General features: G+C 72.9%; 19 protein-coding genes, 1 other RNA gene and 1 pseudogene. 18 read left to right on the forward strand and 3 right to left on the reverse strand.

The features are described 5' to 3' along the window. The first annotated feature begins 208 nt into the window (after positions 1 to 208). The 6 genes from ftsE (at position 209) to M1E25_RS00150 (ending at position 5,254) form a co-directional block, all read left to right on the forward strand. Entirely contained in the window at positions 209 to 898 is a 690-nt protein-coding gene (gene ftsE / locus M1E25_RS00125; RefSeq protein ID WP_251407443.1) for a cell division ATP-binding protein FtsE, read from the forward strand. A gap of 41 nt (positions 899 to 939) precedes the next feature. Beyond that, the gene (gene ftsX, locus M1E25_RS00130; protein ID WP_251407444.1) at positions 940 to 1,851 is read left to right on the forward strand and encodes a permease-like cell division protein FtsX; all 912 of its coding nucleotides are present in this window, start codon (positions 940 to 942) and stop codon (positions 1,849 to 1,851) included. Positions 1,852 to 1,918: 67 nt separating this feature from the next. Continuing rightward, the gene (locus M1E25_RS00135; RefSeq protein ID WP_251407446.1) at positions 1,919 to 3,091 is read left to right on the forward strand and encodes a S41 family peptidase; all 1,173 of its coding nucleotides are present in this window, start codon (positions 1,919 to 1,921) and stop codon (positions 3,089 to 3,091) included. 91 nt (positions 3,092 to 3,182) lie between these two features. Beyond that, on the forward strand, positions 3,183 to 3,662 hold the full coding sequence (gene smpB, locus M1E25_RS00140; protein WP_251407448.1) for an SsrA-binding protein SmpB: 480 nt from the start codon (positions 3,183 to 3,185) through the stop codon (positions 3,660 to 3,662). 117 nt (positions 3,663 to 3,779) lie between these two features. Beyond that, positions 3,780 to 4,150: a transfer-messenger RNA gene (ssrA, locus tag M1E25_RS00145) on the forward strand. A 102-nt stretch (positions 4,151 to 4,252) separates the two neighbouring features. Then, positions 4,253 to 5,254, forward strand: coding sequence for an extracellular catalytic domain type 1 short-chain-length polyhydroxyalkanoate depolymerase (locus tag M1E25_RS00150; protein ID WP_251407450.1), 1,002 nt, complete (start codon positions 4,253 to 4,255; stop codon positions 5,252 to 5,254). A 111-nt stretch (positions 5,255 to 5,365) separates the two neighbouring features. On the opposite strand, the gene M1E25_RS00155 is transcribed toward M1E25_RS00150, so the two are convergent. After that, on the reverse strand, positions 5,366 to 6,655 hold the full coding sequence (locus tag M1E25_RS00155) for an MFS transporter (RefSeq protein ID WP_251407452.1): 1,290 nt from the start codon (positions 6,653 to 6,655) through the stop codon (positions 5,366 to 5,368). 85 nt (positions 6,656 to 6,740) lie between these two features. Between M1E25_RS00155 and M1E25_RS00160 the strand changes: the two genes are divergently transcribed. From M1E25_RS00160 to M1E25_RS00190, 7 genes and pseudogenes are all read left to right on the forward strand, one after another. Further along, the gene (locus M1E25_RS00160) at positions 6,741 to 7,733 is read left to right on the forward strand and encodes a LysR family transcriptional regulator (RefSeq protein WP_251407454.1); all 993 of its coding nucleotides are present in this window, start codon (positions 6,741 to 6,743) and stop codon (positions 7,731 to 7,733) included. Positions 7,734 to 7,898: 165 nt separating this feature from the next. Continuing rightward, positions 7,899 to 8,285, forward strand: a pseudogene (locus tag M1E25_RS00165) (MFS transporter); the annotation flags it as partial. 90 nt (positions 8,286 to 8,375) lie between these two features. Beyond that, positions 8,376 to 9,047: an MBL fold metallo-hydrolase gene (locus M1E25_RS00170; RefSeq protein WP_251407456.1), complete on the forward strand. Its 672-nt coding sequence runs from the start codon at positions 8,376 to 8,378 to the stop codon at positions 9,045 to 9,047. Positions 9,048 to 9,349: 302 nt separating this feature from the next. Then, entirely contained in the window at positions 9,350 to 10,531 is a 1,182-nt protein-coding gene (locus M1E25_RS00175; protein ID WP_251407458.1) for a uroporphyrinogen-III synthase, read from the forward strand. 173 nt (positions 10,532 to 10,704) lie between these two features. Beyond that, entirely contained in the window at positions 10,705 to 13,083 is a 2,379-nt protein-coding gene (locus M1E25_RS00180) for a HelD family protein (protein ID WP_251407460.1), read from the forward strand. A gap of 426 nt (positions 13,084 to 13,509) precedes the next feature. Further along, positions 13,510 to 14,913: an NAD-dependent malic enzyme gene (locus M1E25_RS00185; protein WP_251407462.1), complete on the forward strand. Its 1,404-nt coding sequence runs from the start codon at positions 13,510 to 13,512 to the stop codon at positions 14,911 to 14,913. Between the two features lie 421 nt (positions 14,914 to 15,334). Beyond that, positions 15,335 to 15,616, forward strand: a complete 282-nt coding sequence (locus tag M1E25_RS00190) for an HU family DNA-binding protein (protein ID WP_251407464.1) — start codon at positions 15,335 to 15,337, stop codon at positions 15,614 to 15,616. A gap of 84 nt (positions 15,617 to 15,700) precedes the next feature. On the opposite strand, the gene murA is transcribed toward M1E25_RS00190, so the two are convergent. Continuing rightward, positions 15,701 to 17,041: a UDP-N-acetylglucosamine 1-carboxyvinyltransferase gene (gene murA, locus M1E25_RS00195; protein WP_251407466.1), complete on the reverse strand. Its 1,341-nt coding sequence runs from the start codon at positions 17,039 to 17,041 to the stop codon at positions 15,701 to 15,703. A 239-nt stretch (positions 17,042 to 17,280) separates the two neighbouring features. Between murA and M1E25_RS00200 the strand changes: the two genes are divergently transcribed. From M1E25_RS00200 to M1E25_RS00220, 5 genes are all read left to right on the forward strand, one after another. Next, positions 17,281 to 17,859, forward strand: a complete 579-nt coding sequence (locus tag M1E25_RS00200; protein WP_251407468.1) for a YqgE/AlgH family protein — start codon at positions 17,281 to 17,283, stop codon at positions 17,857 to 17,859. A gap of 181 nt (positions 17,860 to 18,040) precedes the next feature. Beyond that, positions 18,041 to 18,340: a DUF3039 domain-containing protein gene (locus M1E25_RS00205; RefSeq protein WP_251407470.1), complete on the forward strand. Its 300-nt coding sequence runs from the start codon at positions 18,041 to 18,043 to the stop codon at positions 18,338 to 18,340. Between the two features lie 423 nt (positions 18,341 to 18,763). After that, complete coding sequence (locus tag M1E25_RS00210) at positions 18,764 to 19,660, forward strand: FAD binding domain-containing protein (protein ID WP_251407471.1); 897 nt, start codon at positions 18,764 to 18,766, stop codon at positions 19,658 to 19,660. After that, positions 19,657 to 21,471: a 2Fe-2S iron-sulfur cluster-binding protein gene (locus tag M1E25_RS00215; protein WP_251407473.1), complete on the forward strand. Its 1,815-nt coding sequence runs from the start codon at positions 19,657 to 19,659 to the stop codon at positions 21,469 to 21,471. The genes M1E25_RS00210 and M1E25_RS00215 overlap by 4 nt, the downstream gene beginning before the upstream one ends. Continuing rightward, complete coding sequence (locus tag M1E25_RS00220) at positions 21,468 to 23,792, forward strand: xanthine dehydrogenase family protein molybdopterin-binding subunit (protein WP_251407475.1); 2,325 nt, start codon at positions 21,468 to 21,470, stop codon at positions 23,790 to 23,792. The genes M1E25_RS00215 and M1E25_RS00220 overlap by 4 nt, the downstream gene beginning before the upstream one ends. A gap of 322 nt (positions 23,793 to 24,114) precedes the next feature. On the opposite strand, the gene M1E25_RS00225 is transcribed toward M1E25_RS00220, so the two are convergent. After that, entirely contained in the window at positions 24,115 to 24,984 is an 870-nt protein-coding gene (locus tag M1E25_RS00225; protein WP_251407477.1) for an alpha/beta fold hydrolase, read from the reverse strand. Between the last annotated feature and the right edge of the window lie 45 nt (positions 24,985 to 25,029).

A 25,029-nucleotide genomic window follows, 5' to 3' on the forward strand; every position in this document is an offset into this window, starting at 1 on the left:
GGCGGGTTCGGCGCGCCGTGGTGGGGTTCGCCGGGTGCCCCGCGGTAACCCGCCGGGACCTTTGTCCTGGATTTCTGTGTTATGTCACGTGACTAAGTGCATAACCAGGGACGACGACTGCGCTCCTCTCCCGGCTTCGCGTAGGGTCTCGCTCACCGACGGGAGCCCGCTGTTCCCGTGCCCTCTACACGTCGACCGTGGTGCAGCCGTGATCCGATTCGACAACGTCTCCAAGTCCTACCCGAAGCAGACCCGCCCGGCGCTCCGGGACGTCTCGCTCGAGATCGGGAAGGGCGAGTTCGTCTTCCTCGTGGGTTCCTCGGGGTCGGGCAAGTCCACCTTCCTCAGGCTCCTGCTGCGCGAGGAGCGGGCCAGTCACGGACAGGTCCATGTGCTGGGCAAGGACCTCGCGCGGCTGTCCAACTGGAAGGTGCCGCACATGCGCCGCCAGCTGGGCACCGTGTTCCAGGACTTCCGGCTGCTTCCCAACAAGACCGTGGGGGAGAACGTCGCCTTCGCGCTCGAGGTGATCGGCAAGCCGCGGGCCTCCATCCGCAAGACGGTCCCGGAGGTGCTCGATCTGGTCGGGCTCGGTGGCAAGGACGGCCGGATGCCCGGCGAGCTCTCCGGTGGTGAGCAGCAACGCGTCGCCATCGCGCGGGCGTTCGTCAACCGTCCGATGCTGCTGATCGCGGACGAACCGACCGGAAACCTCGACCCGCAGACGTCCGTCGGGATCATGAAGCTGCTGGACCGGATCAACCGGACCGGTACGACGGTCGTGATGGCGACCCACGACCAGCAGATCGTCGACCAGATGCGCAAGCGCGTCATCGAGCTCGAGAAGGGGCGGCTGGTGCGCGACCAGTCGCGTGGTGTCTACGGCTACCAGCACTGAACGAAGCCCGTAGCCGAGCCACCAGTTTGTGAAAGGACACCATGCGCGCACAGTTCGTCCTCTCGGAGATCAGCGTCGGCCTCCGCCGCAATCTGACGATGACCTTCGCTGTGATCATCTCCGTAGCCCTCTCGCTCACCCTCTTCGGCGGTTCGCTGCTGATGCGCGACCAGGTGAGCACGATGAAGGGCTACTGGTACGACAAGGTCAACGTCTCGGTCTTCCTCTGCAACAAGAACGACGCCGAGGCCGACCCCAACTGCAGCCGGGGCGCGGTCACACCGGACCAGAAGGGCGAGATCCTCTCCGAGCTGAAGAGGATGCCGATCGTCGACACCGTCCAGTACGAGTCGGCCGACCAGGCGTACAAGCACTACAAGGAGCAGTTCGGCGACTCGCCGCTGGCCAGCTCCCTCACTCCGGACCAGATGCAGGAGTCCTTCCGGATCAAGTTGAAGGACCCGCAGAAGTTCGAGGTGATCTCCAGCGCCTTCTCCAGCCGGCCGGGCGTCCAGGAGGTCACGGACCAGAAGAGTCTGCTGGAGAACCTGTTCAACCTGCTCAACGGCATGAACATCGCGGCGCTCGGCCTGATGGGGTTGATGCTGGTCGTTGCGCTGATGCTGATCGTCAACACCGTCCGGGTGTCGGCGTTCAGCCGGCGCCGGGAGACCGGCATCATGCGGCTGGTCGGCGCGTCCAGCTTCTACATCCAGATGCCGTTCATCATGGAGGCAGCCATCGCCGGCCTGATCGGTGCCGGCCTGGCGTGCTTCCTGCTGGTCAGCGGTCAGTACTTCCTGGTGAACAACTGGCTCGTCGACCGCATCGACGTCATCAACTTCATCGGCTGGGACGCGGTGCTGACCAAGCTTCCGCTGGTGCTCGCGATCGGGTTGCTGATGCCTGCGCTTGCCGCTTTCTTCGCTCTGCGCAAGTACCTCAAGGTGTGATGTGTCTCCAGTGGCGCCGTACGGAGATGCTCCGTACGGCGCCGCGGCGTGTCCTAGACTCACCGGCATGCCGGATCCGCTGATGTTCGTCCGGCCCCGCCGCATTCGCCGCGGGGCTGCTCTGACATTGGTCTTCGGATGCGCCCTGGTGACCGGTGCCGCCACCGGCAGCTGGGACGACGAGACCACCAACTCCGAGGCGGTGGCCGCCCGTTCACAGGCAGCTCCGGCCGCCCGCTCCGAAGTGATGGCCGCGGCGGCCCGTGCGATGGCCGACGGCAAGTCCGGGTCCGAAGCAGCCCGCGAGGCGGTCAGCCGCAGCGGCGACCGGTGGGCCGCCGTCTACACCTCCCGCGAGTACGAGGGGCTCCGACGGGCCCTGGACGGCGAGTACGTCGGCGTCGGCATGGACGTCCGGGGTGCACCCGGCGGGGACATCGAGGTCGCCGGAGTACGGCCCGGCAGTCCGGCCGCTAAGGCGGGCGTCGCGCCGGGGGACCGGCTGCGCAGCATCGACGGCAGGGGCATCCGCGGCCGTCCCGTCACCGAGGTCGTCTCCCGGCTTCGGGGCGGCGACCGTGCCGCGAAGGCCGGCTCGCCCGTCCAGGTGGGCATCGAGCGGGCCGGCAGCGTGCGGGAGCAGACCCTGCACCGCACGCGGCTGGAGATCGAGACGGTGAGTGTCGAGCGCGAGGCCCGCTCCGCGGTCACCAGCATCAAGGTCGGCTCGTTCGCCAAGGGCACCGGGCGGCAGGTCCTGAAGGCCGTGCAGACGGCCCCGGACGGTGACCGGTTCCTGCTGGACCTGCGCGGCAACTCGGGCGGTCTGGTCGGGGAGGCCGTCACCGCCGCGTCCGCGTTCCTCGACGGCGGCGTGGTCGCGACGTACGACGTCCACGGGGAGCAGCGCACACTGCGCGCCGATCGCGGCAGGGCCACGAAGGCGCCGCTGGTGGTGCTGGTCGACGGCGGCACGATGAGCGCGGCCGAGCTGCTGGCCGGGGCACTGCAGGACCGCGGGCGCGCTGTCCTCGTCGGCTCGCGTACGTTCGGCAAGGGCTCCGTGCAGATGCCGAGCGAACTGCCCGACGGCTCCGTCGCGGAGCTGACCGTCGGCCACTACCGCACGCCGTCCGGGCGGAGCGTCGACGGCGAGGGAATCACCCCCGATCTGAACACCGACGAGGGCGTCGAGCAGCGGGCCCGCAGAGTGCTGGGCGGCCTCGGGCCGGGGGAGTGAGGCGGGCCGGTGGGTCCGTGCGGCCGGGCGCCGCGGGCCTGCGGTATTCGGTGGCCCCGCACCGGGGGTGTAGTGCGAGAATGGCCACGCTATGGCTAAAGAGACGGGTCGCAAGCTGATCGCGCAGAACAAGAAGGCGCGGCACGACTACACCATCATCGACACCTACGAGTGCGGTCTCGTGCTGACCGGCACCGAGGTCAAGTCGCTGCGCCAGGGCCGGGCGTCCCTCGTGGACGGCTTCGCCCAGCTGGACGGCGGCGAGGCGTGGCTCCACAACGTCCACATCCCCGAGTACAGCCAGGGGACCTGGACGAACCACTCGGCCCGGCGCCGGCGCAAGCTGCTGCTGCACCGCGAGGAGATCGAGAAGATCGACCGCAAGACGCAGGAGACCGGCTACACCATCGTGCCGCTGAGCCTGTACTTCAAGGACGGCCGGGCGAAGGTCGAGATCGCCGTCGCCAAGGGCAAGAAGGAGTACGACAAGCGGCAGACGCTCCGGGAGAAGCAGGACCGCCGTGAGACGGACCGCGCCGTGTCGGCGGCCCGCCGCAGGCAGCGGGCCTGAGGGCGTGACCTCCGGCATCCACCTGGCCGGCGGGAATGATCTGGCATCGGTACGCGTTGTTCCCGTACGATGACCGCAGAGCCACCGGGTCCGCCCGGTGATTTGAAAAATCAACATGGGGATGATCGGTTTCGACAGCGGCTGTCGAAGCAGGGGAAGCGTGTCGAGGAAGCGGCAATGATCTCGTAAACCATATGTCGCAACCAATAATCGCCAACACCAAGCGCGATTCCTTCGCCCTCGCTGCCTGAGTAGCGACCACGCGAAGTGTCAGCCCGGGGCTGTTCCCGACCCGGATCCTGGCATCAGCTAGGGGACTAAACTTCTAGACCCGGTCACGGGGTCGAGAAGGAAATCAAACAGTGACTGAGCCCGTCGGAGACTTGTCCGCGTGATCTCCGGGGCCGAGAAAAGCGCAGCGGACTGCACACGGAGAAGCCCTGTTTCCGCACCGTTGGACGCGGGTTCGATTCCCGCCATCTCCACTCGTCCCATGTCGGCGAAGGCCCCGCTCACACAGCGGGGCCTTCGCCGTTGTGGGGGCACGCCCCATATCCGGGTTGCGGGGGCCGCTTCTACCGTCCTCGGACATGACCTCCATGAGAGATGCATCACACCGGACAGGCCGCTCCACGGCGCTGCTCGTCACCCTCCTCACCGCGATCGCCGCATTACTGCTCCCGGCCGTCGCCACTCCCGCCTCCGCGGCCGGGACCATCGAGCAGGTCACCGGCTTCGGCACCAACCCGGGCGCGCTGAAGATGTACCGCTACGTCCCGACCGGCCTGCCGCAGGGCCGTCCGGTCGTGGTGGCCATGCACGGCTGCACCCAGAACGCCCAGGGCTACGGCACCGGCGCCGGCTGGACCGAGCTCGCGGACCGCTGGGGCTTCTCCGTCGTCCTGCCCGAGCAGACCTCCGCCAACAACGCGAGCAACTGCTTCAACTGGTTCCAGGCCGGTGACACGGAACGCGGCCAGGGCGAGGCCGCCTCCGTCGCCCAGATGGTCGACAAGCAGATCGCCGACGTCGGCGGCGACGCCTCGCGGGTGTACGTCACCGGACTCTCGGCGGGCGGTGGCATGACCACCGTCATGCTCGCCACGTATCCGGAGAAGTTCGCCGCGGGCGGCGTGGTCGCAGGTCTCCCGTACGGCTGCGCGCAGGCGGCGGGATCGCCGTACGTGTGCATGTACGTCGGGGCCACGCAGACCCCGCAGCAGTGGGGCGACCGGGTGCGCGCCGCGAGCTCCCACACCGGACCGTGGCCGAAGGTCTCGGTCTTCCAGGGCACCGCGGACTACACCGTCAAGCCCGTCAACATGGACGACATCGTCGAGCAGTGGACCGACGTCCACGGCACCGACCAAACCGCCGACACCAGCGACACCGTCGCGGGCTACCCGCACAAGGTGTACCGGAACGCCGGCGGGGCGGCGGTCGTCGAGACGTACAGCATCACCGGCATGGGCCACGGCCAGCCGGTCGATCCGGGGACCGGAGCCACCCAGTGCGGCACGGCCGGGGCGTACCTGCTCGACGTCGACCTGTGCGCCGCCCACCGGATGGGCCGGACCTGGGGCCTCGGTTAGGTCCCGTCCCGCTCGTCCTTCCTGGCTCCGGCCGCCCGGCACCGGCACCTGCCCGGGCGACCGGAGCCCCGTCTTCCGACGGACGGCGCTGTGCGCGGACCCCCCGCCCTCTCACCCGCACTCCGGCCGCAGCGCGGCGCGCAGCCGGCCGGAGCCCGCCAGCGCGACGACGAGAGCCAGCGCCCCCGCCGTCGCCGGCACGGCGTAGCCGCGGGCCGCCCCGAAGCCCTCGACGATCCGCCCGGCGGCGGCCGCGCCCGCCGATATCCCGATCAGCAGGCCGGTGTACGCGGTGCTCATGCCCTCGGTCAGGCGACCCGGCGGAACCAGGCGCTGCACCAGCGTCATCCCGGAGATCATGGTCGGCGCCGTCGCGGTGCCGGCGAGGAAAAGGAGCGCCGCGAGGACGCCGAGCCCGTCGGCGGCCGTCAGAGGAAGCACCCCGGCTGCCATCCCGGCGACCCCGGCCGTGAACCGCCCGACCAGCGGGCCGCGAAGCGTCAAGCCGCCGAAGACCACTCCCGCGAGGCACGACCCTGCCGCCTGGAGGGCCAGCACGCCGCCCTTTGCCGGGCCTCCGCCGAGCACGTCGAGTACGGCGACCGTGGACACCTCCATCGAGCCGAACAGCGCCCCGGTCGCCAGGAACACGGCGGTCACCACTCCCAGGCCCGGCATCCGCAGGGCGGCGCCCGGGGAACCCGGCGCCGCCGGACGGGCCGGCGGCTCGGTCCGGCGCTGCGCCGTGAACAACAGGGTTCCGAGGGTCAGCAGGAGCGCCGCGCACAGCAGCCCCGCCTCCGGGAAGGCAGCCGTGCACAGCACCAGGGCCAGCACCGGCCCGACCATGAAGCAGCACTCGTCGAGCACCTGCTCCAGCGAGTTCGCGGTGTGAGCGGCTGCCGGATCGTCCCGGAACAGCTCCGTCCAACGGGCCCGGGTCATGGCCCCGATGCTCGGGATGCCGCACTCGCCGGCGCAGCACACGAACAGAGCCCAGTCCGGCGCTCCCAGGCGAACGCACAGCAGCATCGCGACGGCGCCGCAGGCGAACACGGCCGCGCCCGGCAGCGCCACCCGCGCCTGCCCGTACCGGTCCACCAGACGCCCGAGCAATGGCGCGGTGGCCGCCGTCACCACGACACCGGTCGCCGACACCGCGCCCGCCAGCGCGTACGAGTCCCGCACAGCGGCGATCATGGCGACCGTGGCGACCCCGAGCATCGACAGCGGCAGCCGGGCCGCCAGCCCGGCGAGGGTGAAGGCGAGGGCGCCCGGTACAGCGAGGATCCGGCGGTAGGGAGCGAGCGGCCCGCGACGCCGACTCGTCCGGGCAGCCGAGACCCGACGGCGGAGCAGCGCGATGTCAACGGCCTTACGGACGGCAGGGTTTCGGTTCACCGCCCCAGGCTCACGGTGGCGCCCCTCCGGCGTCCAACACCTGTTCCCCTGCTGATTGACCGCCCGGTGTTGTCAAATAGGGCCCGTGCCCAGGGACTTCGAACCACGCCTGCTGCGGTACTTCACCGCGGTCGCCGACGAACTGCACTTCACCCGCGCCGCAGCGCGGCTGTACGTCGCCCAGCAGGCACTCAGCCGCGATGTGCGCCGGCTGGAACGGGAGTCGGGCGTCGAGCTGTTCGTCCGCACCACCCGGCAGGTGCGTCTCACCGCCGAGGGCGAGCGCCTCCTGCCGTACGCGCGGCGGGTGCTGGCCGCCCACGACGACTTCGCCGAGGCGTGCGCACGCCCGGGGGCGCGACCACTGCTGGTGGACGTGAGCGTGCCGTTCGGCACCGCGCACCGGGTGCTGGAGGCGGCCCGGGAGGCGCGGCCGGACCTGGAGTTCGTCGCCCGCTTCCACAGTGGTCTGACCGGCGCGGCGGCCGGGATCCTGGACGGCCGGCTGGACGTCTCCTTCGGACGGGCCGCCGGACTGGACGCTGCGGTCCGCCCCCTCCTGACGGCGGTGCCGGTCCGCCTGGAACCGATGGCCGTACTGCTGCCCGCGGACCACCCGCTGGCCGCCCGGGCCGAGATCCCGCTGGACGCGCTCGCCGGCGAGACCCTCTACGCGGGCGCCGGCAACCCCGCCACCGCCGAGTGGACGGACCTCGCCCGGCACCTGTTCGCCGGCCGCGGCATCGAACCGGCCGCGCCCTTCCCGGAGATCGAGGGCGAGGCGGAGTTCGTGCGCCTCGTCCGCAGGAAGGGCTGGTCGGTCCTCGCCAGCACGGAGTTCGCGGACGTCCCCGGCATGGTGCTGCGCCCGCTGACGGACCCGGTGCCGCTGTCGCCCGTCTCCATGGTGTGGCGCGCCGGCTTGCGGCACCCGGGCCTCGACGCCCTCCGGGAGGCGTCGCGTGCCCTGGGCACGACGGGCCGTTGGCTCGCGCGGCCGGACGGCTCCTGGCTGCCGGAAGCCGACGAGGAGCCCTTCGCCGCCGCCGCGACCGACAGTTCCGGCCGCCGGTACTGACGGGCGGCCCCCACCGCCCGACGATCGGCACCGCTCACCGTGCGGCCCCGCACCCGGGTGAGGGCAAGGTTGCTCGCCCTTCATCCGCTGCCACGGGAGCGAAACACAGCCTGCCTAGCGTCGTCGGAACAGCGGGCCGTACCGGCCCCGTACTCCGGAGGCGCGATGAACGCCACGACGACACCACCGGCCGGACGGGCCGGGCGACACCGGATCGAACGGTGGGATCCGGAGGACCCGGTCTTCTGGCGGGAGACGGGTGAGCGCGTCGCACGCCGCAACCTGATCTGCTCGGCCCTGTCCGAGCACATCGGCTTCTCGGTGTGGTCCCTGTGGTCGGTCATGGTCCTGTTCACGGGGCCCGAGTACGGGATCGACCCGGCCGGCAAGTTCTTCCTGGTCGCGACGGCGACCCTGGTCGGTGCGGTGCTGCGGATCCCGTACACCGTCGCGGTGGCCCGGTTCGGCGGTCGCAACTGGACGGTCGTCAGCGCGCTGATGCTGCTCCTGCCCACCGCGGCCGCCGCGGTCGTCATGGAGCCGGGCACCTCGTGAGGAAGCACCGGCTGCCGGCGGCTGTCCCCGCTGAGCCCTGGGCGAACGGCCGCACGCCGACGGGGGCGGCCGTGCAGGCTGCACCGTATGGAAATCATCGGGTTGCGACCGGGCTTACGGATGCTTCGCTTCCCCGTGGGGGCGGCCTACCTGTGGCAGGACGGCGACGAACTGACCCTCGTGGACACCGGGACGGCCGACTGTGCGGCCGAGGTCGACGGAGCTCTGGACGGTCGCCTGCGGCGGATCGTCCTGACGCACTGGCACGAGGACCACACCGGCGCGGCAGCCGAGCTGGCCGGCCGGCACGGAGCAGCGGTGGTCGCGCACCGGCGGGAGGCTCCGGTCATCCGGGGGGAGGCGGTCGGGGCGCCACCCGTGCTGGAGCCGTTCGAGGTACCGATCAGACAGGCGCTTCCACCTCTGCCGCCGGCCCCTCCGTGCCGCGTCGACCACGAGGTCGAGGACGGCGACGTCCTGGCGTTCGGCGGCGGGGCGGTGGTGGTGGCGGTGCCCGGGCACACAGACGGGTCGATCGCCCTCCACCTGCCCGGACCGAGCGTTCTGTTCACCGGGGACGCGGTGGCCAACGTGGGCCGGACCATGCTGGGCGTCTTCAACACCGACCGGGCCCGGGCCGTGGAGTCACTGCACCGCCTGGCCGAACTCGACGTCGAAACGGCGGTGTTCGGGCACGGCGAGCCCATCACGCGCGGTGCCGCGACCGCCCTGCGAGGAGCGTCCGCCGCGACCGGGTGACGCTCAGCCTCGTGGCACGCCGAGGTCCGCGCTCGTCGTCGCGCGCTTCGCCACTCCCGCGGGATCAGGGGCAACGGGCACGGCCCTTCCCGGGCAACGCGGCGTCGCCCTGCGCGATGCGGTCCGCGGAACCGGCGGCCCGTACGGTGGCCCCACGGCCGGTGGGCCCGTGCGTAACAGTGGTGACACACCGGGGAACCGTGCCCGTCATCGCCTGCGGGCAGGATCGAGGTCCCCGGTGACACGGGCGGGACGGCCCGCGCCGGGCGCACGCGTACGGGACAGCGAGCGGATCGAGAGCCATGCACCAGCACCACACCACCGGACCCGAACCCTCAGCGGGACGGCGGCCGGCCCCGGGAGCCACGCCGCTGGCCGGTTTCACGGTCGGCGTCACCGCTGCCCGCCGGGCCGACGAACTGGGCGCCCTGCTGGAGCGACGCGGCGCGGCGGTCGTCCATGCTCCCGCGCTGCGCATCGTGCCGCTCCCGGACGACGGCGACCTGCTCGCCGCCACCCGTGACCTGATCGGCCGGCCGCCCGACGTGGTGGTCGCCACGACCGCCATCGGCTTTCGCGGCTGGGTCGAGGCGGCGGACGGATGGGGGCTGGGCGAGAGCGTCCGCGACCGGCTCCGCCGGACCCGGATCCTCGCCCGCGGCCCGAAGGTGCGCGGCGCGATCCGGGCGGCCGGGCTGACCGAGGAGTGGTCGCCGGCGTCCGAGTCGATGGCCGAGGTCCTCGACCGCCTGCTGGCGGACGGGGTGGACGGCTGCCGCGTCGCCCTCCAGCTGCACGGCGAGCCGGTCCCGGGTTTCGTCGAGGCGCTCACCGACGCCGGTGCGGAGGTCGTCGGGGTGCCGGTCTACCGCTGGCTTCCGCCCGAGGACATCGGGCCCGTCGACCGGCTCCTGGACTCCACGGCCGGACACGGCGTCGATGCCGTGACCTTCACCAGCGCCCCCGCCGCCGCGTCCTTCCTGGACCGGGCCCGGGAGCGCGGCATGCTGGACGGCGTCCTCGAGGCGCTCCGTCGCGACGTGCTCAGCGCCTGCGTCGGACCCGTCACCGCCGCCCCCCTCCAGGCCCACGGCATCCCCACCTCCCGGCCCGAACGCTTCCGGCTCGGCCCGCTCGTCCAGCTGCTGTGCGAACAGCTCCCGGGCAGGGCTCCGGCGTTGTCCGTCGCGGATCACCGGCTCGAGATCCGCGGGCACGCGGTGCTGCTGGACGGCGAGCCGCGTCCCGTGCCCCCGGCCGGTATGGCGCTCTTGCGCCTGCTGGCGCGCCGTCCGGGCTGGGTGGTGAGCCGTGCCGAGCTGCTGCGGGCGCTCCCCGGGGCGGGCACCGACGAGCACGCGGTGGAGTCGGCCGTGGCCCGGCTGCGGGCGGCGCTGGGCGAGCCGAAACTGATCCGCACCGTCGTCAAGCGCGGCTACCGCCTCGACGTGGAACCGGCGGTCGACACGGAGTACGGCGCCTGAGTCCGTGACGGGACCCTCGCTGCTCCGATCAGCGGCGATGTGATCGGCTCGAGAAAGGACGGGCACCGGGCGAAACCGGGTGCGCTCGCCGCCTCGCGGCCGGTCGCAGGTGCGCGGAACACCCCTGTTCGCGTACGGTTGACGGCTGCCCAGTACGTGAGAAGGGGGCCTCAGTGGCCGTGCAGGATGCCGCTGTCGATTCGGTACGGGACCGCGAGGTCGGTGTCGAACAGGATCATCTGGACCAGGTGTACCGCCGCCTCGAGGAGAAGATCCACGAGGCCGAGTTCCTGATGGACGACGCGTCCCGCCGCGCCCAGGTCGGCACGCCCGGAGCGCTCGCCGAACGCGACGCCCAGGTCTTCCGCGCCGGCCTCCACCTCAACCGCCTCAACAGCGAGTTCGAGGACTTCCTGTTCGGCCGGATCGACCTGCTCCTCGGCAAGGACGGCGTACGCGGCCCCGACGGCGCCTTCACCTCCGTGGAGCCCGCCGACGACGCGGTCCTGCCGGACGGCGACGGCGGCAGGACCGCCCGGATCGCCGAGACCCTCCACATCGGACGGCTCGGCGTGCTGGACGCCGACTACGCCCCCCTGGTCATCGACTGGCGCGCCCCCGCCGCCGCGCCGTTCTACCGCTCGACCCCGAAGGACCCCGGACGGGTGGTGCGCCGCCGGGTCATCCGCAGCAAGGGCCGCCGGGTCCTCGGCGTCGAGGACGACCTGATGCGGCCCGAGTTGACCGCCACCCTGAACGGCGCCGAGCTGCCCGTCGTCGGCGACGGCGCCCTGATGGCCGCGCTCGGCCGGGCCCGCAGCCACGCCATGCGCGACATCGTCTCGTCGATCCAGGCCGAACAGGACCTGGTGATCCGGGCGCCCGCCGCGTCCGTCACCGAGGTCGGCGGCGGGCCGGGGACCGGCAAGACCGCCGTCGCTCTGCACCGCGCCGCCTACCTGCTCTACCAGGACCGCAGACGCTACGCGGGCGGCATCCTCGTGGTCAGCCCCACGCCGCTGCTCGTCGCCTACACCGAGGGTGTCCTGCCCTCCCTCGGCGAGGAGGGCCAGGTCGCGATCCGCGCCGTTGGCTCGCTGGTCGAGGGCGCTGAGGCGACGACGTACGACAGCCCGGACGTCGCCCGCATCAAGGGCTCCTCCCGCATGGTCAAGGTCCTGCGCAAGGCCGCCCGGGGCGCGCTGACCGCGTCGCGGCCGGGTTCCGCCGCCCCCGCGGCCGACGGGCAACTGCCGTTCGACGACGCCCCCGCCGAGGCGGCGGCACCCCCCACGGCGCTGCGCGCGGTCGCCTTCGGCTCGCGCATCGAGCTGGACGCGGGCGAACTCGACCGCATCCGGCAGGCCGTGCTCGGCGGCACCGCCCCGGTCAACCTGATGCGCCCCCGGGCCCGGCGGCTGATCCTCGACTCCCTGTGGACGAAGTCCGGTGCGGGTCGCCGCCACCCGGACCCCGAGCTGGCGGCCGAGGCCCGACAGGCCTTCGACGAGGACATCTCCACCGAGCCGTACTTCACCGCGTTCCTCGACGCCTGGTGGCCGGAACTCACCCCCCGGGGCGTGCTCGCCGCCATGGCCGACCAGCGGCTGCTGGCCCGCTGGTCGCGCCGCGTCCTCCAGCCGCGCGAGGCCCGGCTGCTGGCCCGCTCGCTGCAGCGCCTGGGTCCGGACGGGCGGGGGCCGCTGTCCGTGCACGACGTGGCGCTCCTCGACGAACTCCAGGGCCTTCTCGGAGTCCCGGCCCGCCCGCGCAGGCGCGAGGCCGAACCGCTGGACCAGCTCACCGGGCTCGACGAGGTCACCACCTTCGCGGACCGGAGCGCGTCCCGCCGCAGCCGCACGGAACGGCTGGAGGAGGAACGCACCGACTACGCCCACGTCATCGTCGACGAGGCGCAGGATCTGACCCCCATGCAGTGGCGGCTGGTCGGCCGCCGCGGCCGGCACGCCACCTGGACGGTCGTCGGCGACCCTGCGCAGAGCTCCTGGCCGGACCCGGACGACGCGGGGGCCGCCCGGGACGAGGCCCTCGGCACCCGTCCGCGGCGCGCGTTCACGCTGACCGTCAACTACCGCAACCCGGCCGAGATCGCGGAGGTCGCCGCCCAGGTCCTGGCCGTCGCCATGCCCGGTATGGAGCCGCCCTCCGCCGTGCGCTCGACCGGCCTCCTGCCCCGGTTCGCGCAGGCGGGCGACGACCTCGGCGCGTCCGTCCGCGCGGAGGCCGAGCGGCTGCTCGGTGAGGTGGACGGCACGGTCGGCGTCGTGGTGGCCATGGACCGCCGCGGCGGGGCGCGCCAGTGGCTGGCCGGGCTCGGCGACCGGGTCGTGGCGCTGGGCAGCCTGGAGGCGAAGGGCCTGGAGTACGACGCGACGGTCGTGGTCTCGCCGGCCGAGATCGCGGACGAGTCCCCGGCCGGCCTGCGGGTGCTGTACGTCGCGCTGACCCGCGCCACCCAGCGTCTGACGGTGCTCTCCGGCGAGCGGGACGCCGCGGACGCGGACGGGGTCCCGGACCTGCTCCGCGACTGAGGGGCCGCGCTCCTCCCGGCCGGACACTGCGCCGGACGGGACGGAACTCCCACCGGACGGCGCAGATCCCGCCCGCCGTCCGCGGGAACCGGTCGCCGGGGCTTGATCCCCTGCGGGGACGGTTTGTTAGCCTGGCTGTGGCACCGGCCCGATCCAAGCCCCCGGGCCCAACCATCGTCGCTACGAGCGACCACTTGCCGCGAGGCGAGCATGGCGGGTCGGTGTCGCTGAACGTCCGACGGGCGCCCCACTCGAACGGGTGGGGCGCCCGTCGTCGTGCGGCAGAGCCGTCCTGTGTGACCGATGCGATGGACCGAATCCCCTCAGCGGTTAACTTCTACCCACTGGTAGGTGGGACGATCGGACCGGTCGGCTCCGATGACCCCGTGGCCGGCGCAGGTAAACGGAAAGCAGAGGAACACGGCCATGGCAACGGCGCCCAGCGTCTCGTACTCGATGACGGTCCGACTGGAGGTTCCCGCCAGCGGGACCTCGGTCAGCCAGCTCACCACCGCCGTGGAGTCGTCCGGCGGCACCGTCACCGGCCTCGACGTCACGGCCTCCGGCCACGAGAAGCTGCGGATCGACGTCACCATCGCCGCCTCCTCCACCGCGCACGCCGACGAGATCGTCGAGAAGCTGCGCGGCATCGAGGGCGTGTCACTGGGCAAGGTCTCCGACCGTACGTTCCTGATGCACCTCGGCGGCAAGATCGAGATGGCCTCGAAGCACCCCATCCGCAACCGTGACGACCTCTCGATGGTGTACACGCCGGGCGTCGCCCGCGTGTGCATGGCCATCGCGCAGAACCCCGAGGACGCCCGCCGGCTGACCATCAAGCGCAACAGCGTCGCCGTCGTCACGGACGGCTCGGCCGTACTCGGCCTCGGCAACATCGGCCCGAAGGCCGCCCTGCCCGTCATGGAGGGCAAGGCGGCCCTCTTCAAGCGTTTCGCCGGTATCGACGCCTGGCCGCTGTGCCTCGACACGCAGGACACCGACGCGATCGTCGAGATCGTCAAGGCCATCGCGCCGGGCTTCGCGGGCATCAACCTCGAGGACATCTCCGCCCCCCGCTGCTTCGAGATCGAGGCGCGGCTGCGCGAGGCCCTCGACATCCCGGTCTTCCACGACGACCAGCACGGCACCGCCATCGTCGTCCTCGCCGCGCTCACCAACGCCCTGCGGGTCGTCGGCAAGGACATCGGCGATGTGCGGGTCGTGATGTCGGGTGCGGGCGCGGCCGGCACCGCCATCCTCAAGCTGCTCATCGCCGCCGGGGTGAAGCACGCGGTCGTCGCCGACATCCACGGCGTCGTCCACGCGGGCCGGCACGACCTGGTCGGCACCGACCCGGACTCCCCGCTGGGATGGATCGCCCACAACACCAACCCGGAGGGCATCACCGGGACCCTCAGGGAGGCCGTGAGCGGCGCCGACGTCTTCATCGGCGTCTCGGCCCCCAACGTCCTCGGCGCGGAGGACGTCGCCGCCATGGCGGACGGGGCCATCGTGTTCGCCCTGGCCAACCCCGATCCCGAGGTGGACCCGGCGATCGCCCGTCAGACCGCCGCGGTGGTCGCCACCGGCCGCAGCGACTTCCCCAACCAGATCAACAACGTGCTGGTCTTCCCCGGCGTCTTCCGCGGCCTGCTGGACGCCCAGTCGCACAGTGTGACCACCGACATGATGCTCGCCGCCGCGACTGCCCTCGCCGATGTCGTCAGCGAGGACGAGCTCAACCCGAACTACATCATTCCGAGCGTCTTCAACGACAAGGTCGCAGGCGCCGTCGCGGACGCCGTCAGCGAGGTCGCCAAGCCGCAGTAGGCGGTGCCCCCGCCCGTCGGGGCGTGTCCGGACTTCCAGGTCCCTGCGGCGCCGTGCGCCCTCGGGACGGCTGTCGTACGGCCCCGCCGGGCGTACGACAGCCCGGCTGCCCCGGCGCGTCGCGGAAGCAGGTGACCCGTCCGGCCCATAGGGTGACGGGGCAGAAAAAGGCCGCACCCCTGAAGCGAGCCCTGCGGTGCGCTGCTGAGGGAGAAGGCACGGCGTCACCACAACGGGTCAGTGGCGCTTTTCGTGTGACTCTCCAGGGTGCCGGATTGGCGTTCCCGCCGTTCATGGGGGCAGGATGCCTATCCGGGCGCGAGGGTCTGCATCAGACCCGGGTCCGGGGACTGTCCGAGGGCCCTGGCAGCATCGGCTTCGATCTCACGCCTCATTGGCAAGTAGAAACACGGGAGTACATATGAACCGCAGTGAGCTGGTGGCCGCTCTTTCGGAGCGCGCCGAGGTGACCCGCAAGGACGCGGACGCCGTCCTGGCCGCCTTCGCCGAGACCGTTGGCGAGGTCGTCGCCAAGGGTGACGAGAAGGTCACCATCCCCGGCTTCCTGACCTTCGAGCGCACCCACCGTGCCGCTCGCACCGCGCGTAACCCCCAGACCGGCGACCCGATCCAGATCCCCGCCGGCTACAGCGTGAAGGTCTCCGCGGGCTCCAAGCTCAAGGAAGCCGCCAAGGGCAAGTAACACCCCGCACGACGAAGGGCGGCCACCCGGTCCGGGTGGCCGCCCTTCGCCGTCTCCCCGGGGGCCGGCGGCCCCCGGGACGGATCAGGCCTCGGAGCCGCTCGGCAGCTCGACCTTCGCGCCGAGCTCGCTCAGCTTCTCCATGAAGTTCTCGTAGCCGCGGTTGATCAGGTCGATGCCGTGCACCCGCGAGGTGCCCTGCGCCGCCAGCGCGGCGATCAGGTACGAGAAGCCGCCCCGCAGGTCCGGAATCACCAGATCGGACCCCTGGAGCCTCGTGGGTCCGGACACGACCGCGGAGTGCAGGAAGTTCCGCTGCCCGAAGCGGCAGGCCGAGCCGCCCAGGCACTCCCGGTAGAGCTGGATGTGCGCACCCATCTGGTTCAGCGCACTGGTGAAGCCGAGCCGGGACTCGTAGACCGTCTCGTGCACGATCGACAGGCCGGATGCCTGGGTCAGGGCCACCACCAGCGGCTGCTGCCAGTCGGTCTGGAAGCCCGGGTGGACGTCCGTCTCCAGCGCGATCGCGTTCAGCGGGCCGCCCGGGTGCCAGAAGCGGATGCCCTCGTCCTCGATCTCGAAGGCGCCGCCGACCTTCCGGAAGGTGTTGAGGAACGTCATCATCGACCGCTGCTGCGCGCCGCGGACATAGATGTTGCCCTCGGTGGCGAGCGCCGCGCTCGCCCAGGATGCCGCCTCGAGCCGGTCCGGTATGGCGCGGTGCGTGTAGCCGCCCAGTTTCTCGACACCGGTGATCCGGATGGTCCGGTCGGTGTCCATGGAGATGATCGCGCCCATCTTCTGCAGCACGCAGATGAGGTCCTCGATCTCCGGCTCCACCGCGGCGTTCGACAGTTCGGTGACGCCTTCGGCCAGCACGGCCGTCAGCAGCACCTGCTCGGTCGAGCCGACGGACGGGTACGGCAGCCGGATCTTGCAGCCGCGCAGCCGGTGCGGGGCCTCCAGGTACTGGCCGTCGGCCCGCTTCTCGATCGTCGCGCCGAACTGGCGCAGCACCTCGAAGTGGAAGTCGATCGGCCGGCCGCCGATGTCGCAGCCGCCCAGGCCCGGGATGAAGGCGTGGCCGAGGCGGTGCAGCAGCGGGCCGCAGAAGAGGATCGGGATGCGCGACGACCCGGCGTGGGCGTCGATGTCCGCGACGTTGGCGCTCTCGACGTGGGACGGGTCGAGGAGCAGCTCACCGGGCTCGTCCCCGGGACGGACCGTGACTCCGTGCAGCTGGAGCAGCCCCCGCACCACCCGCACGTCGCGGATGTCGGGGACGTTGCGCAACCGGCTCGGGCCGCTGCCGAGCAGCGCGGCGACCATGGCCTTGGGCACGAGGTTCTTCGCACCACGGACCCGGATCTCGCCCTCGAGCGGGGTGCCACCATGGACGAGCAGTACATCGGCGATGTCGGTCATGGATCTCGCGTTCCTGGAGACGGTCAGGGGACAAAGGCAAATGCTAAGGCCCGTTCGCCGCCCGGCTGTAAGGCCGTGGGGCGACTTGTTCGCATTGCGTATACCTCGGCACGCTCCGTGTATGTGCGGAAACCTCCACGGATGTGCGCCGCCGCTGCCGCCGTACGCCCCCGCGGTGCTCTTCCGCAGGCCGTGGCGCCGACTCCCCCGGAACGGCCGCGGTGCGGGATCATGGGGTCATGACCGAGGTGTCCTCCCTCACAGGGCGGCTGCTGGTGGCGACACCGGCGCTGGCCGACCCCAATTTCGACCGCGCCGTGGTGCTGCTCCTCGACCATGACGAGGAGGGGTCGCTCGGCGTCGTCCTGAACCGCCCGACGCCGGTCGAGGTGCACGACATCCTCGAGCCCTGGGCCGGGCTGGCCGGTGAGCCGGGAGTGGTCTTCCAGGGCGGGCCGGTGTCGCTCGACTCGGCGCTCGGCGTGGCCGTGGTGCCGGGGGACAACGGGGAGCAGCCGGAGGACGGACCGCTCGGCTGGCGCCGGGTCCACGGCGCGATCGGCCTGGTCGATCTGGAGGCCCCGCCGGAGCTGCTGGCCGCCGAGCTCGGCTCGCTGCGGATCTTCGCCGGGTACGCGGGGTGGGGGCCGGGCCAGCTGGAGGGCGAGCTGGTCGAGGGCGCCTGGTACGTGGTCGACTCGGAACCCGGGGACGTCTCGTCGCCCGACCCGTCCCGGCTGTGGAGGGCCGTACTGCGGCGTCAGCGCAACGAACTCGCCATGGTCGCGACCTATCCGGACGATCCGCTGCTCAATTAGGGCGTGTTGTGAAAGCCCCGCCCCAGGGGCGGACGACGCTACTTTCACAACACGCCCAGCAGACCGTCTGCCGAACGGCCGGCTCCCGGGAGCCGGCCGCTCTGCGCCCGGGCGCCGGGAACCCGGACGGACCCGGGGCTCGGAGCCCCGCCCGGGCCGCGCGTGAGTACCCTTGGCATCCATGAGCACTCTTGAGCCCGAGCGCGGGGCAGGGACCGGCACCCTCGTGGAGCCGACGCCGCAGGTGTCGAACGGCGACGGCGACCACGAGCGCTACGCCCATTACGTACAGAAGGACAAGATCATGGAGAGCGCGCTCTCCGGATCGCCGGTCGTGGCCCTCTGCGGCAAGGTCTGGGTCCCCGGGCGCGACCCGAAGAAGTACCCGGTCTGCCCGATGTGCAAGGAGATCTTCGAGACCATCGGCCCCGGCGGTGACCAGGGCAAGGGCGGCGACGGCAAGGGCGGCGGCAAGCAGTAGCACCGCGGCCGGGCCCGACCGACCGCCTGCAGGGGCTGTGCCCGGCCTCCCCGCACGGGGAGGCCGGGCACAGCCCCTCGCGGTATCCGGGCGCGGTGCACCGCCGCCGCCGTGTCGGACGTCCGATCGAGGTTCCGCCCCCGATCGTGTGAGCCGCGGGCAAGCGGACCACGCGTGACGGGCCCCCCTGGGAACGTGGGGGCTCGCGGCCGCACGGCGCGCAAGGTTCCCTGAAGGACGGCATTCCACGCTCATGGGTGACAGGCTCCGGAAGCCGGAACACTGCCGGGATCAGGGACGAAACCCCCCTTCGCGAACCCTCGCGTCACCGGGCCCCGAAGATGTGCCAGAGTTGCCACGTCCGGGCTGTGAGCACGTACCGTACGGCGGAACAGGCGGGACATCCGGGAAGGGGCAGCTGGGTTGACCACGCACGCACCGCAGGCGGGGCGGACGGTGACGTTGCCGGTCTCGCTCGACGAGGCCGTGGCGGCGCTGACCGCCATGCCGGCCGCTGTGCCCGTCGCAGGCGGAACCGACCTCATGTCCGCGGTCAACTCCGGGCTGTTGCGCCCCGCCGCACTGGTCGGACTCAACCGGATCCGGGAGATCCGGGGCTGGCAGTACCAGGACGGGCACGCCCTGCTCGGTGCCGGTCTCACGCACGCCCGGATGGGCCGCCCCGACTTCGCCGCCCTGATCCCGGGGCTCGCCGCCGCGGCGCGTGCCGCGGGCCCGCCGCAGGTCCGCAACGCCGGCACGCTCGGCGGCAACATCGTCAGTGCCGCGCCCACCGGCGACGCCCTGCCCGTCCTCGCCGCCCTCGAGGCCAACGTGGTGATCGCCGGCCCGGACGGAGGCCGCCGGGAGACACCGGTCGGTCATCTGCTCGCCGGGATGGACATGCTGCAGCCGGGCGAGATCGTCGGCTTCATCCGGGTGCCCCTGCTGCACGCCCCGCAGGTCTTCCTCAAGGCCACCGGCCGGACCGGGCCCGGCCGCGCCATCGCTTCCGTGGCCCTGGTGCTCGACCCGGCCCGGCGCGGGGTGCGCTGCGCCGTCGGCGCGGTCGCCCCGATGCCTCTGCGCCCGCTCGAGGCCGAGCACTGGGTCGCGGGGCTCATCGACTGGGACGGCGCCCGCGGCCTGGCCCCCGAGGTGTGCACGGCGTTCGGCGACTATGTGGCCGCCGCGTGCATCCCCGACCCGCTGCCCGCCGAGGACGGCACCGAGCCGCCGCCCCTTTCGCCGGCCGTGGTGCACGTACGGCGTACCGTTGCCGCACTGGCCCGCCGCGCACTGGGGAGGGCGCTCGCATGAGTTCCGAACAGCAGCAGCCGCACGAGGGGCACGGCGGCTGGGAACCGCTGCCGCAGGGCGGCGAGTACGAGGGCGATGCCACGGCCTTCGTGCAACTCCCGGACAACCTCCTCGACTTCACGTCCGTGCCGCAGGGCGCCGACCCGCTGGCGGCACCCGGCCACGGCTACGTCCCGCCTCCCATAGCGCAGGCGCACCAGCAGTCCCATGAACAGGCAGCGTCCGCGGAGCAGTCCGCCGAGGGCCAGTGGACGATGCCGTTCGCCACGGAGGGCGGCGCCCCCGACGCGGGCGGGCAGTGGTCGCAGTACGGCGCCCAGGCCCCCGACGGCAGCGGACACTGGCAGGATCCCGACCCGTCCGCGCAGTGGACGGTCCCGCCCGCGGGTGCCGACGTGCCCGACGAGTCCGGTGAGTACCCGGTCGGCGGCCACGCCCCGTACGGCGAAGCGCCCCACCCGGGCCGGCAGCACTGGACCCCCGGTGCAGCGGCCGGCGAGTGGAACGAGCAGCACACCGTGGAACCGGCGCCCGGCGCGCACTGGCAGCACGACTCCGACGGCAGCGGTGCCGACTACACCGGTCAGGCCGGCGGCGGCGATTACAGCGGGGACTACGGCGCCGGGGACGGCCCGTCCCCCGATCTCCGGTGGAACGGGTCCGGGAACGGCTGGTCCGCCCCCGCCGCCGGTTACGGCGCCCCCCACGACGGGACGCAGGCCGACCCCAACGGGCAGCACGGATACGCCGGACAGTCGGGCGACGAGTACGGCGGCGGCACCCCGGAGCAGCCCGGGGACGCGGGGGACCGGGACGACGGGCCCGGGGCCGTCCCGCAGGACGACCGGCCCGGCCCGGAGCAGCAGCAGCCCTACGACGAAGGCCCCGGCATCCCCGAGGCCGCAGCCGTCCCGCAGGAGGCCGCCCCCTCCGGGGACCACGACGGGCGGCACGCCGACGCCGACCCGGCTCCTAGCGGTGCCGACGAGGCCCCGGGAGCGGCCGTGGACCTGGCCGGACCCGCCGCTGAGGTGCCGGGGGGCCCGGACGACCCCGCGGGGGGTCCCGACGACCTCGCCGGCGCGAACGACCCCGACCGTGCCGGCGACCCGGGCGGTCCCGATACCTCCGCGGAGGAGACGGCCTTCCCCGTCCCGGCCCCGCAGGCCGATCCCGCGGACCGCGACGCGGCCGAAGCCCTCAGCGAACACCCGCACGCCTCCTACGTGCTGAAGGTGAACGGCACCGAGCGTCCCGTCACCGGCGCCTGGATCGGCGAGTCCCTGCTGTACGTCCTGCGGGAACGCCTCGGCCTCGCGGGCGCCAAGGACGGTTGCTCCCAGGGCGAGTGCGGCGCCTGCTCGGTGCTGGTCGACGGCCGCCTCGTCGCCTCCTGCCTGGTGCCGGCGGCCACCACCGCGGCCTCCGAGGTCCGCACCGTCGAAGGGCTGGGCGACGGCGCGGGCTCCGACGTGCAGCGCGCCCTCGCCGCCCACGGTGCCGTCCAGTGCGGTTTCTGCGTGCCGGGCCTGGCGATGACCGTCCACGATCTGCTCGAGGGCAACCACGCACCGACCGAACTCGAGACCCGGCAGGCCATCAGCGGCAACCTCTGCCGCTGCTCGGGCTACAGCGGAGTCCTGGCGGCCGTCCGCGAGGTCGCCGCCGAGCGCGCCGCCCGCGCCGAGCAGGAGGACGAGGAGCGCGCCGGGGACGGCTCCGGTGACGAACCCGGGCCCGGGACAGTACGCATCCCGCACCAGGCGGGACCGTCCGGCACGATCAACCACCCGACGGGAGGCCCCGCGTGACCACCGGCTCCGAGGCGGCCACTGCCGCGCCCGCCGCCCAGGGGCACCGGCCCCCCGGCGAGCCGGCGCCGCACGGCCTCGGCTCGTCCCTCCCGCAGTCCGACGTCCGGGCCAAGACCGAGGGCACGTTCCCGTACGCCGCCGACCTCTGGGCCGAGGGGCTGCTCTGGGCGGCCGTCCTGCGCTCGCCGCATCCGCACGCCCGCATCGTCTCCCTCGACACCTCGCAGGCCACCGAGATGCCCGGGGTGCACGCCGTGATCACCCACGACGACGTGCCCGGGGACCCCAACCACGGCCGGCGGGTCGCCGACCGTCCCGTGTTCGCCAAGGACGTGGTGCGCCACCACGGGGAGCCGATCGCCGCGGTCGCCGCCGACCACCCGGACACCGCTCGCCTCGCCGCGGCGGCCATCGCCGTCGAGTACGAGGTCCTGGACCCCGTCACCGACCCCGAGACGGCCTTCGACGCGGAACCCCTGCACTCGGACGGCAATCTGATCCGTCACATTCCGCTCAGGTACGGCGACCCCGACGTCGTCGGCGAGGTGATCGTCGAGGGCGTCTACCGCATCGGACGGCAGGACCCGGCGCCCATCGGCGCCGAGGCGGGCCTGGCCGTTCCTCGCCCCGACGGCGGCGTCGAGATCTACACCGCCTCCACCGACCCGCACTCGGACCGCGACCTGGCCGCCGCCTGCCTCGGGCTCGAACCCGACCGGGTCAAGGTCGTGGTCACCGGCGTGCCCGGGGCCATGGGCGACCGCGAGGACGTGGGCATGCAACTGCCCCTCGGGATACTGGCCCTGCGCACCGGCTGCCCGGTGAAGCTGGCCGCGACCCGCGAGGAGTCCTTCCTCGGCCACGGCCACCGGCATCCCACGCTGCTGCGCTACCGCCATCACGCCGACTCCGACGGCCGGTTGATGAAGGTGGAGGCGCAGATCCTGCTGGACGTGGGCGCCTACGCCGACTACTCCGCCGAATCGCTCGCCGCCGCCGTGTCGTTCGCGGTCGGCCCGTACGTCGTACCGCACGCGTTCGTCGAGGGCTGGGCGGTCCGCACCAACAACCCGCCCTCCGGGCACGTCCGGGGTGAGGGCGCGATGCAGGTGTGCGCCGCGCACGAGGGCCAGATGGACAAGCTGGCCGCCAGACTCGGCCTGGACCCGGTCGAGTTGCGGATGCGCAACGTGCTGGCCACCGGGGACCTGCTGCCCACCGGGCAGACCGTGACCTGCCCGGCGCCGGTCGCGGAACTCCTCGCCGCCGTACGGGACACCGAACTGCCCTCGCTGCCGAAGGAGGCGCCGGCCGACGAGTGGCTGCTGCCCGGCGGCCCGGAGGGCGCGGGCGAGCCGGGGGCGGTCCGCCGGGGTGTGGGCTACGCCCTCGGCATGGTGCACATGCTCGGCGCGGAGGGCGCGGACGAGGTCTCGACCGCGACCGTGAAGGTCAGCGGCAACCGGGCGACCGTCATCTGCGCGGCGGTGGAGACCGGGCAGGGATTCAGCACGCTGGCCCGTCAGATCGTCCAGGAGGTCCTGGGCGTGGAGGAGGTCCGCGTCGCGCCCGTCGACACCGACCAGCCGCCCGCCGGGCCCGCCGCGCACGGCCGGCACACCTGGGTGTCCGGCGGCGCCGTCGAGCGGGCCGCGAAGATGGTCCGCACCCAGCTGCTCCAGCCGCTGGCGCAGAAGTTCGGGATGTCGACGGAGCTGCTGACCATCGCCGACGGAAAGATCACCTCGTACGACGGGGTGCTCAGCACGACCGTCGCCGAGGAGCTCGAGGGCAAGGAGCTCTGGGCCACCGCCCAGTGCCGGCCGCACCCGACCGAGCCGTTGGACGACTCCGGTCAGGGCGACGCGTTCGTGGGCCTCGCCTTCGCGGCGGTGCGGGCGGTGGTCGACGTGGACATCGAGCTCGGCTCGGTGCGCGTCGTCGAGATGGCCGTGGCGCAGGACGTGGGCCGGGTGCTGAACCCCCGCCAGCTCGCCGCGCGGATCGAGGCGGGCGTGACCCAGGGGGTCGGCGCCGCCCTCACCGAGAACCTGCGCACCTCGCGCGGCGTCGTGCGGCGCCCGGACCTCACCGGGTACGCGCTGCCGACCGCACTGGACGCCCCCGACATCCGCATCGTGAAGCTGATCGAGGAACGCGACGTCGTCGCCCCGTTCGGGGCGAAGCCCGCCAGCGCGGTGCCGGTGGTCACCTCGCCCGCAGCCGTCGCGGCGGCGGTACGGGCCGCCACCGGACGCCCGGTGAGCCGACTGCCGATCCGTCCGCAGGCGGCCGTCGCCGTACCGCCCTCCCACTGAACCCGTCGGCCGCGCACCGCGGGACCTCCCCCGGACGGGTGACCGGGGGAGGGTCCGCGGCTTTCGTCCGTGCCGGTCGCCGGCACGGGTGGGCAGCCGGTCAGCTGAAGATCACGCCGAGCAGGTCGGTCACGGCGTTCACGATGATCGACAGCACGTTCATCACCTCTTCTTCGACGAGGCCCCGGACCGGGGCGACCGGGGCCGGAGTACCCGGGAGCCAAGCCCGCCAACGGAGTCCGTGAGGCTGTAGCCGAACGGCGCAGTCCGGCGCCTGCCGGCTTGCGGAAGTCCCGGCCGAGCCGTCGGGGACGCCGGGGCCTCAGCGCGGCGTGGTCAGGAACTCCTCGACCAGTTCCCGCAGTCGGCCCGGCACGTCCACCCACGGATAGTGACCCGCCTCGTCCAGGGTGTGCAGCCGGGCGTCGGGGAAGGACTCCGCGACGGCCTCGCCGGCGCGCACCCCGTTCACCGCGTCCCGGCCGCCGGTGACCACGAGCACCGGACCGTTCACCTCGGCCAGCCGCTCCAGTACCGCGCGCCGTCCGGGTTCGTCCAGGCCCTGCCAGAAGCCGGCGCGGGCCACCGGGTGCAGCTGCCCGGCCTCGGCGGCCGCGTGCTCCCGCTGGGGCTGCTCCCAGCGTCCGTAGGCGAGCGGGGCGGCGCGCAGCAGCAGTGCGCGCGCCTCCTCCGGATCGGACACCTCGGTCAGCCGGCGGACGGCGTCGGAGGCGTCGGCCCACCACGGCTCGTCCCGGCGGGACGCGAAGATCTCCGGGGCGTCGTCGGGCAGTTCCCCCTGGAGCCGGGAGCCGGGGCACAGCAGCACCAGATGCGTCAGCCGGTCCGGATGGGTGGCGGCGTAGGTCTGGGCGGTCGCGGCGGCGGCGTCGTGGGCGAGCAGCGCGAAACGCTCCAGGCCCAGGTGGTCACGCAGCGCCTCCAGGTCCTCGGAGAGGGAGGGGAACGCGTAGCCGTCGGGGTCCTCGGGGCCGGGTGAGTCTCCGGTGCCGCGGGCGTCCGGGAGGACGAGCGGGCGGTGTGCGTCGAGCCCGCCGAGATCGCCGAGGTAGGCGGCGTCGCGGCCGGGGCCGCCGGCCAGGCAGATCAGGGGCGGTGTCCCCGAGCCGTCGCGGGCGGGCAGGACGTGGTAGGCGAGCTCGGCGTCGTCGTACGAGTGGTGCACGGGCATGTGTCCAGCCTGCCCCGGGGGAGTGCCGGAAGTCCTGCCGGGGCG

The sequence above is a fragment of the Streptomyces meridianus genome, assembly GCF_023703325.1.
GTDB classification, from domain to species: Bacteria; Actinomycetota; Actinomycetes; order Streptomycetales; family Streptomycetaceae; genus Streptomyces; species Streptomyces meridianus.

What these genes read in the sequence shown, in the direction of transcription:
- M1E25_RS00225 (WP_251407477.1), bottom strand. Translation starts at nt 24,984, where the DNA reads ATGCCCGTGCACCACTCGTACGACGACGCCGAGCTCGCCTACCACGTC.
- M1E25_RS00205 (WP_251407470.1), top strand. Translation starts at nt 18,041, where the DNA reads ATGAGCACTCTTGAGCCCGAGCGCGGGGCAGGGACCGGCACCCTCGTG.
- M1E25_RS00215 (WP_251407473.1), top strand. Translation starts at nt 19,657, where the DNA reads ATGAGTTCCGAACAGCAGCAGCCGCACGAGGGGCACGGCGGCTGGGAA.
- murA (WP_251407466.1), bottom strand. Translation starts at nt 17,041, where the DNA reads ATGACCGACATCGCCGATGTACTGCTCGTCCATGGTGGCACCCCGCTC.
- smpB (WP_251407448.1), top strand. Translation starts at nt 3,183, where the DNA reads ATGGCTAAAGAGACGGGTCGCAAGCTGATCGCGCAGAACAAGAAGGCG.
- M1E25_RS00185 (WP_251407462.1), top strand. Translation starts at nt 13,510, where the DNA reads ATGGCAACGGCGCCCAGCGTCTCGTACTCGATGACGGTCCGACTGGAG.
- ftsX (WP_251407444.1), top strand. Translation starts at nt 940, where the DNA reads ATGCGCGCACAGTTCGTCCTCTCGGAGATCAGCGTCGGCCTCCGCCGC.
- M1E25_RS00170 (WP_251407456.1), top strand. Translation starts at nt 8,376, where the DNA reads ATGGAAATCATCGGGTTGCGACCGGGCTTACGGATGCTTCGCTTCCCC.
- M1E25_RS00150 (WP_251407450.1), top strand. Translation starts at nt 4,253, where the DNA reads ATGACCTCCATGAGAGATGCATCACACCGGACAGGCCGCTCCACGGCG.
- M1E25_RS00135 (WP_251407446.1), top strand. Translation starts at nt 1,919, where the DNA reads ATGCCGGATCCGCTGATGTTCGTCCGGCCCCGCCGCATTCGCCGCGGG.
- M1E25_RS00175 (WP_251407458.1), top strand. Translation starts at nt 9,350, where the DNA reads ATGCACCAGCACCACACCACCGGACCCGAACCCTCAGCGGGACGGCGG.
- M1E25_RS00200 (WP_251407468.1), top strand. Translation starts at nt 17,281, where the DNA reads ATGACCGAGGTGTCCTCCCTCACAGGGCGGCTGCTGGTGGCGACACCG.
- M1E25_RS00190 (WP_251407464.1), top strand. Translation starts at nt 15,335, where the DNA reads ATGAACCGCAGTGAGCTGGTGGCCGCTCTTTCGGAGCGCGCCGAGGTG.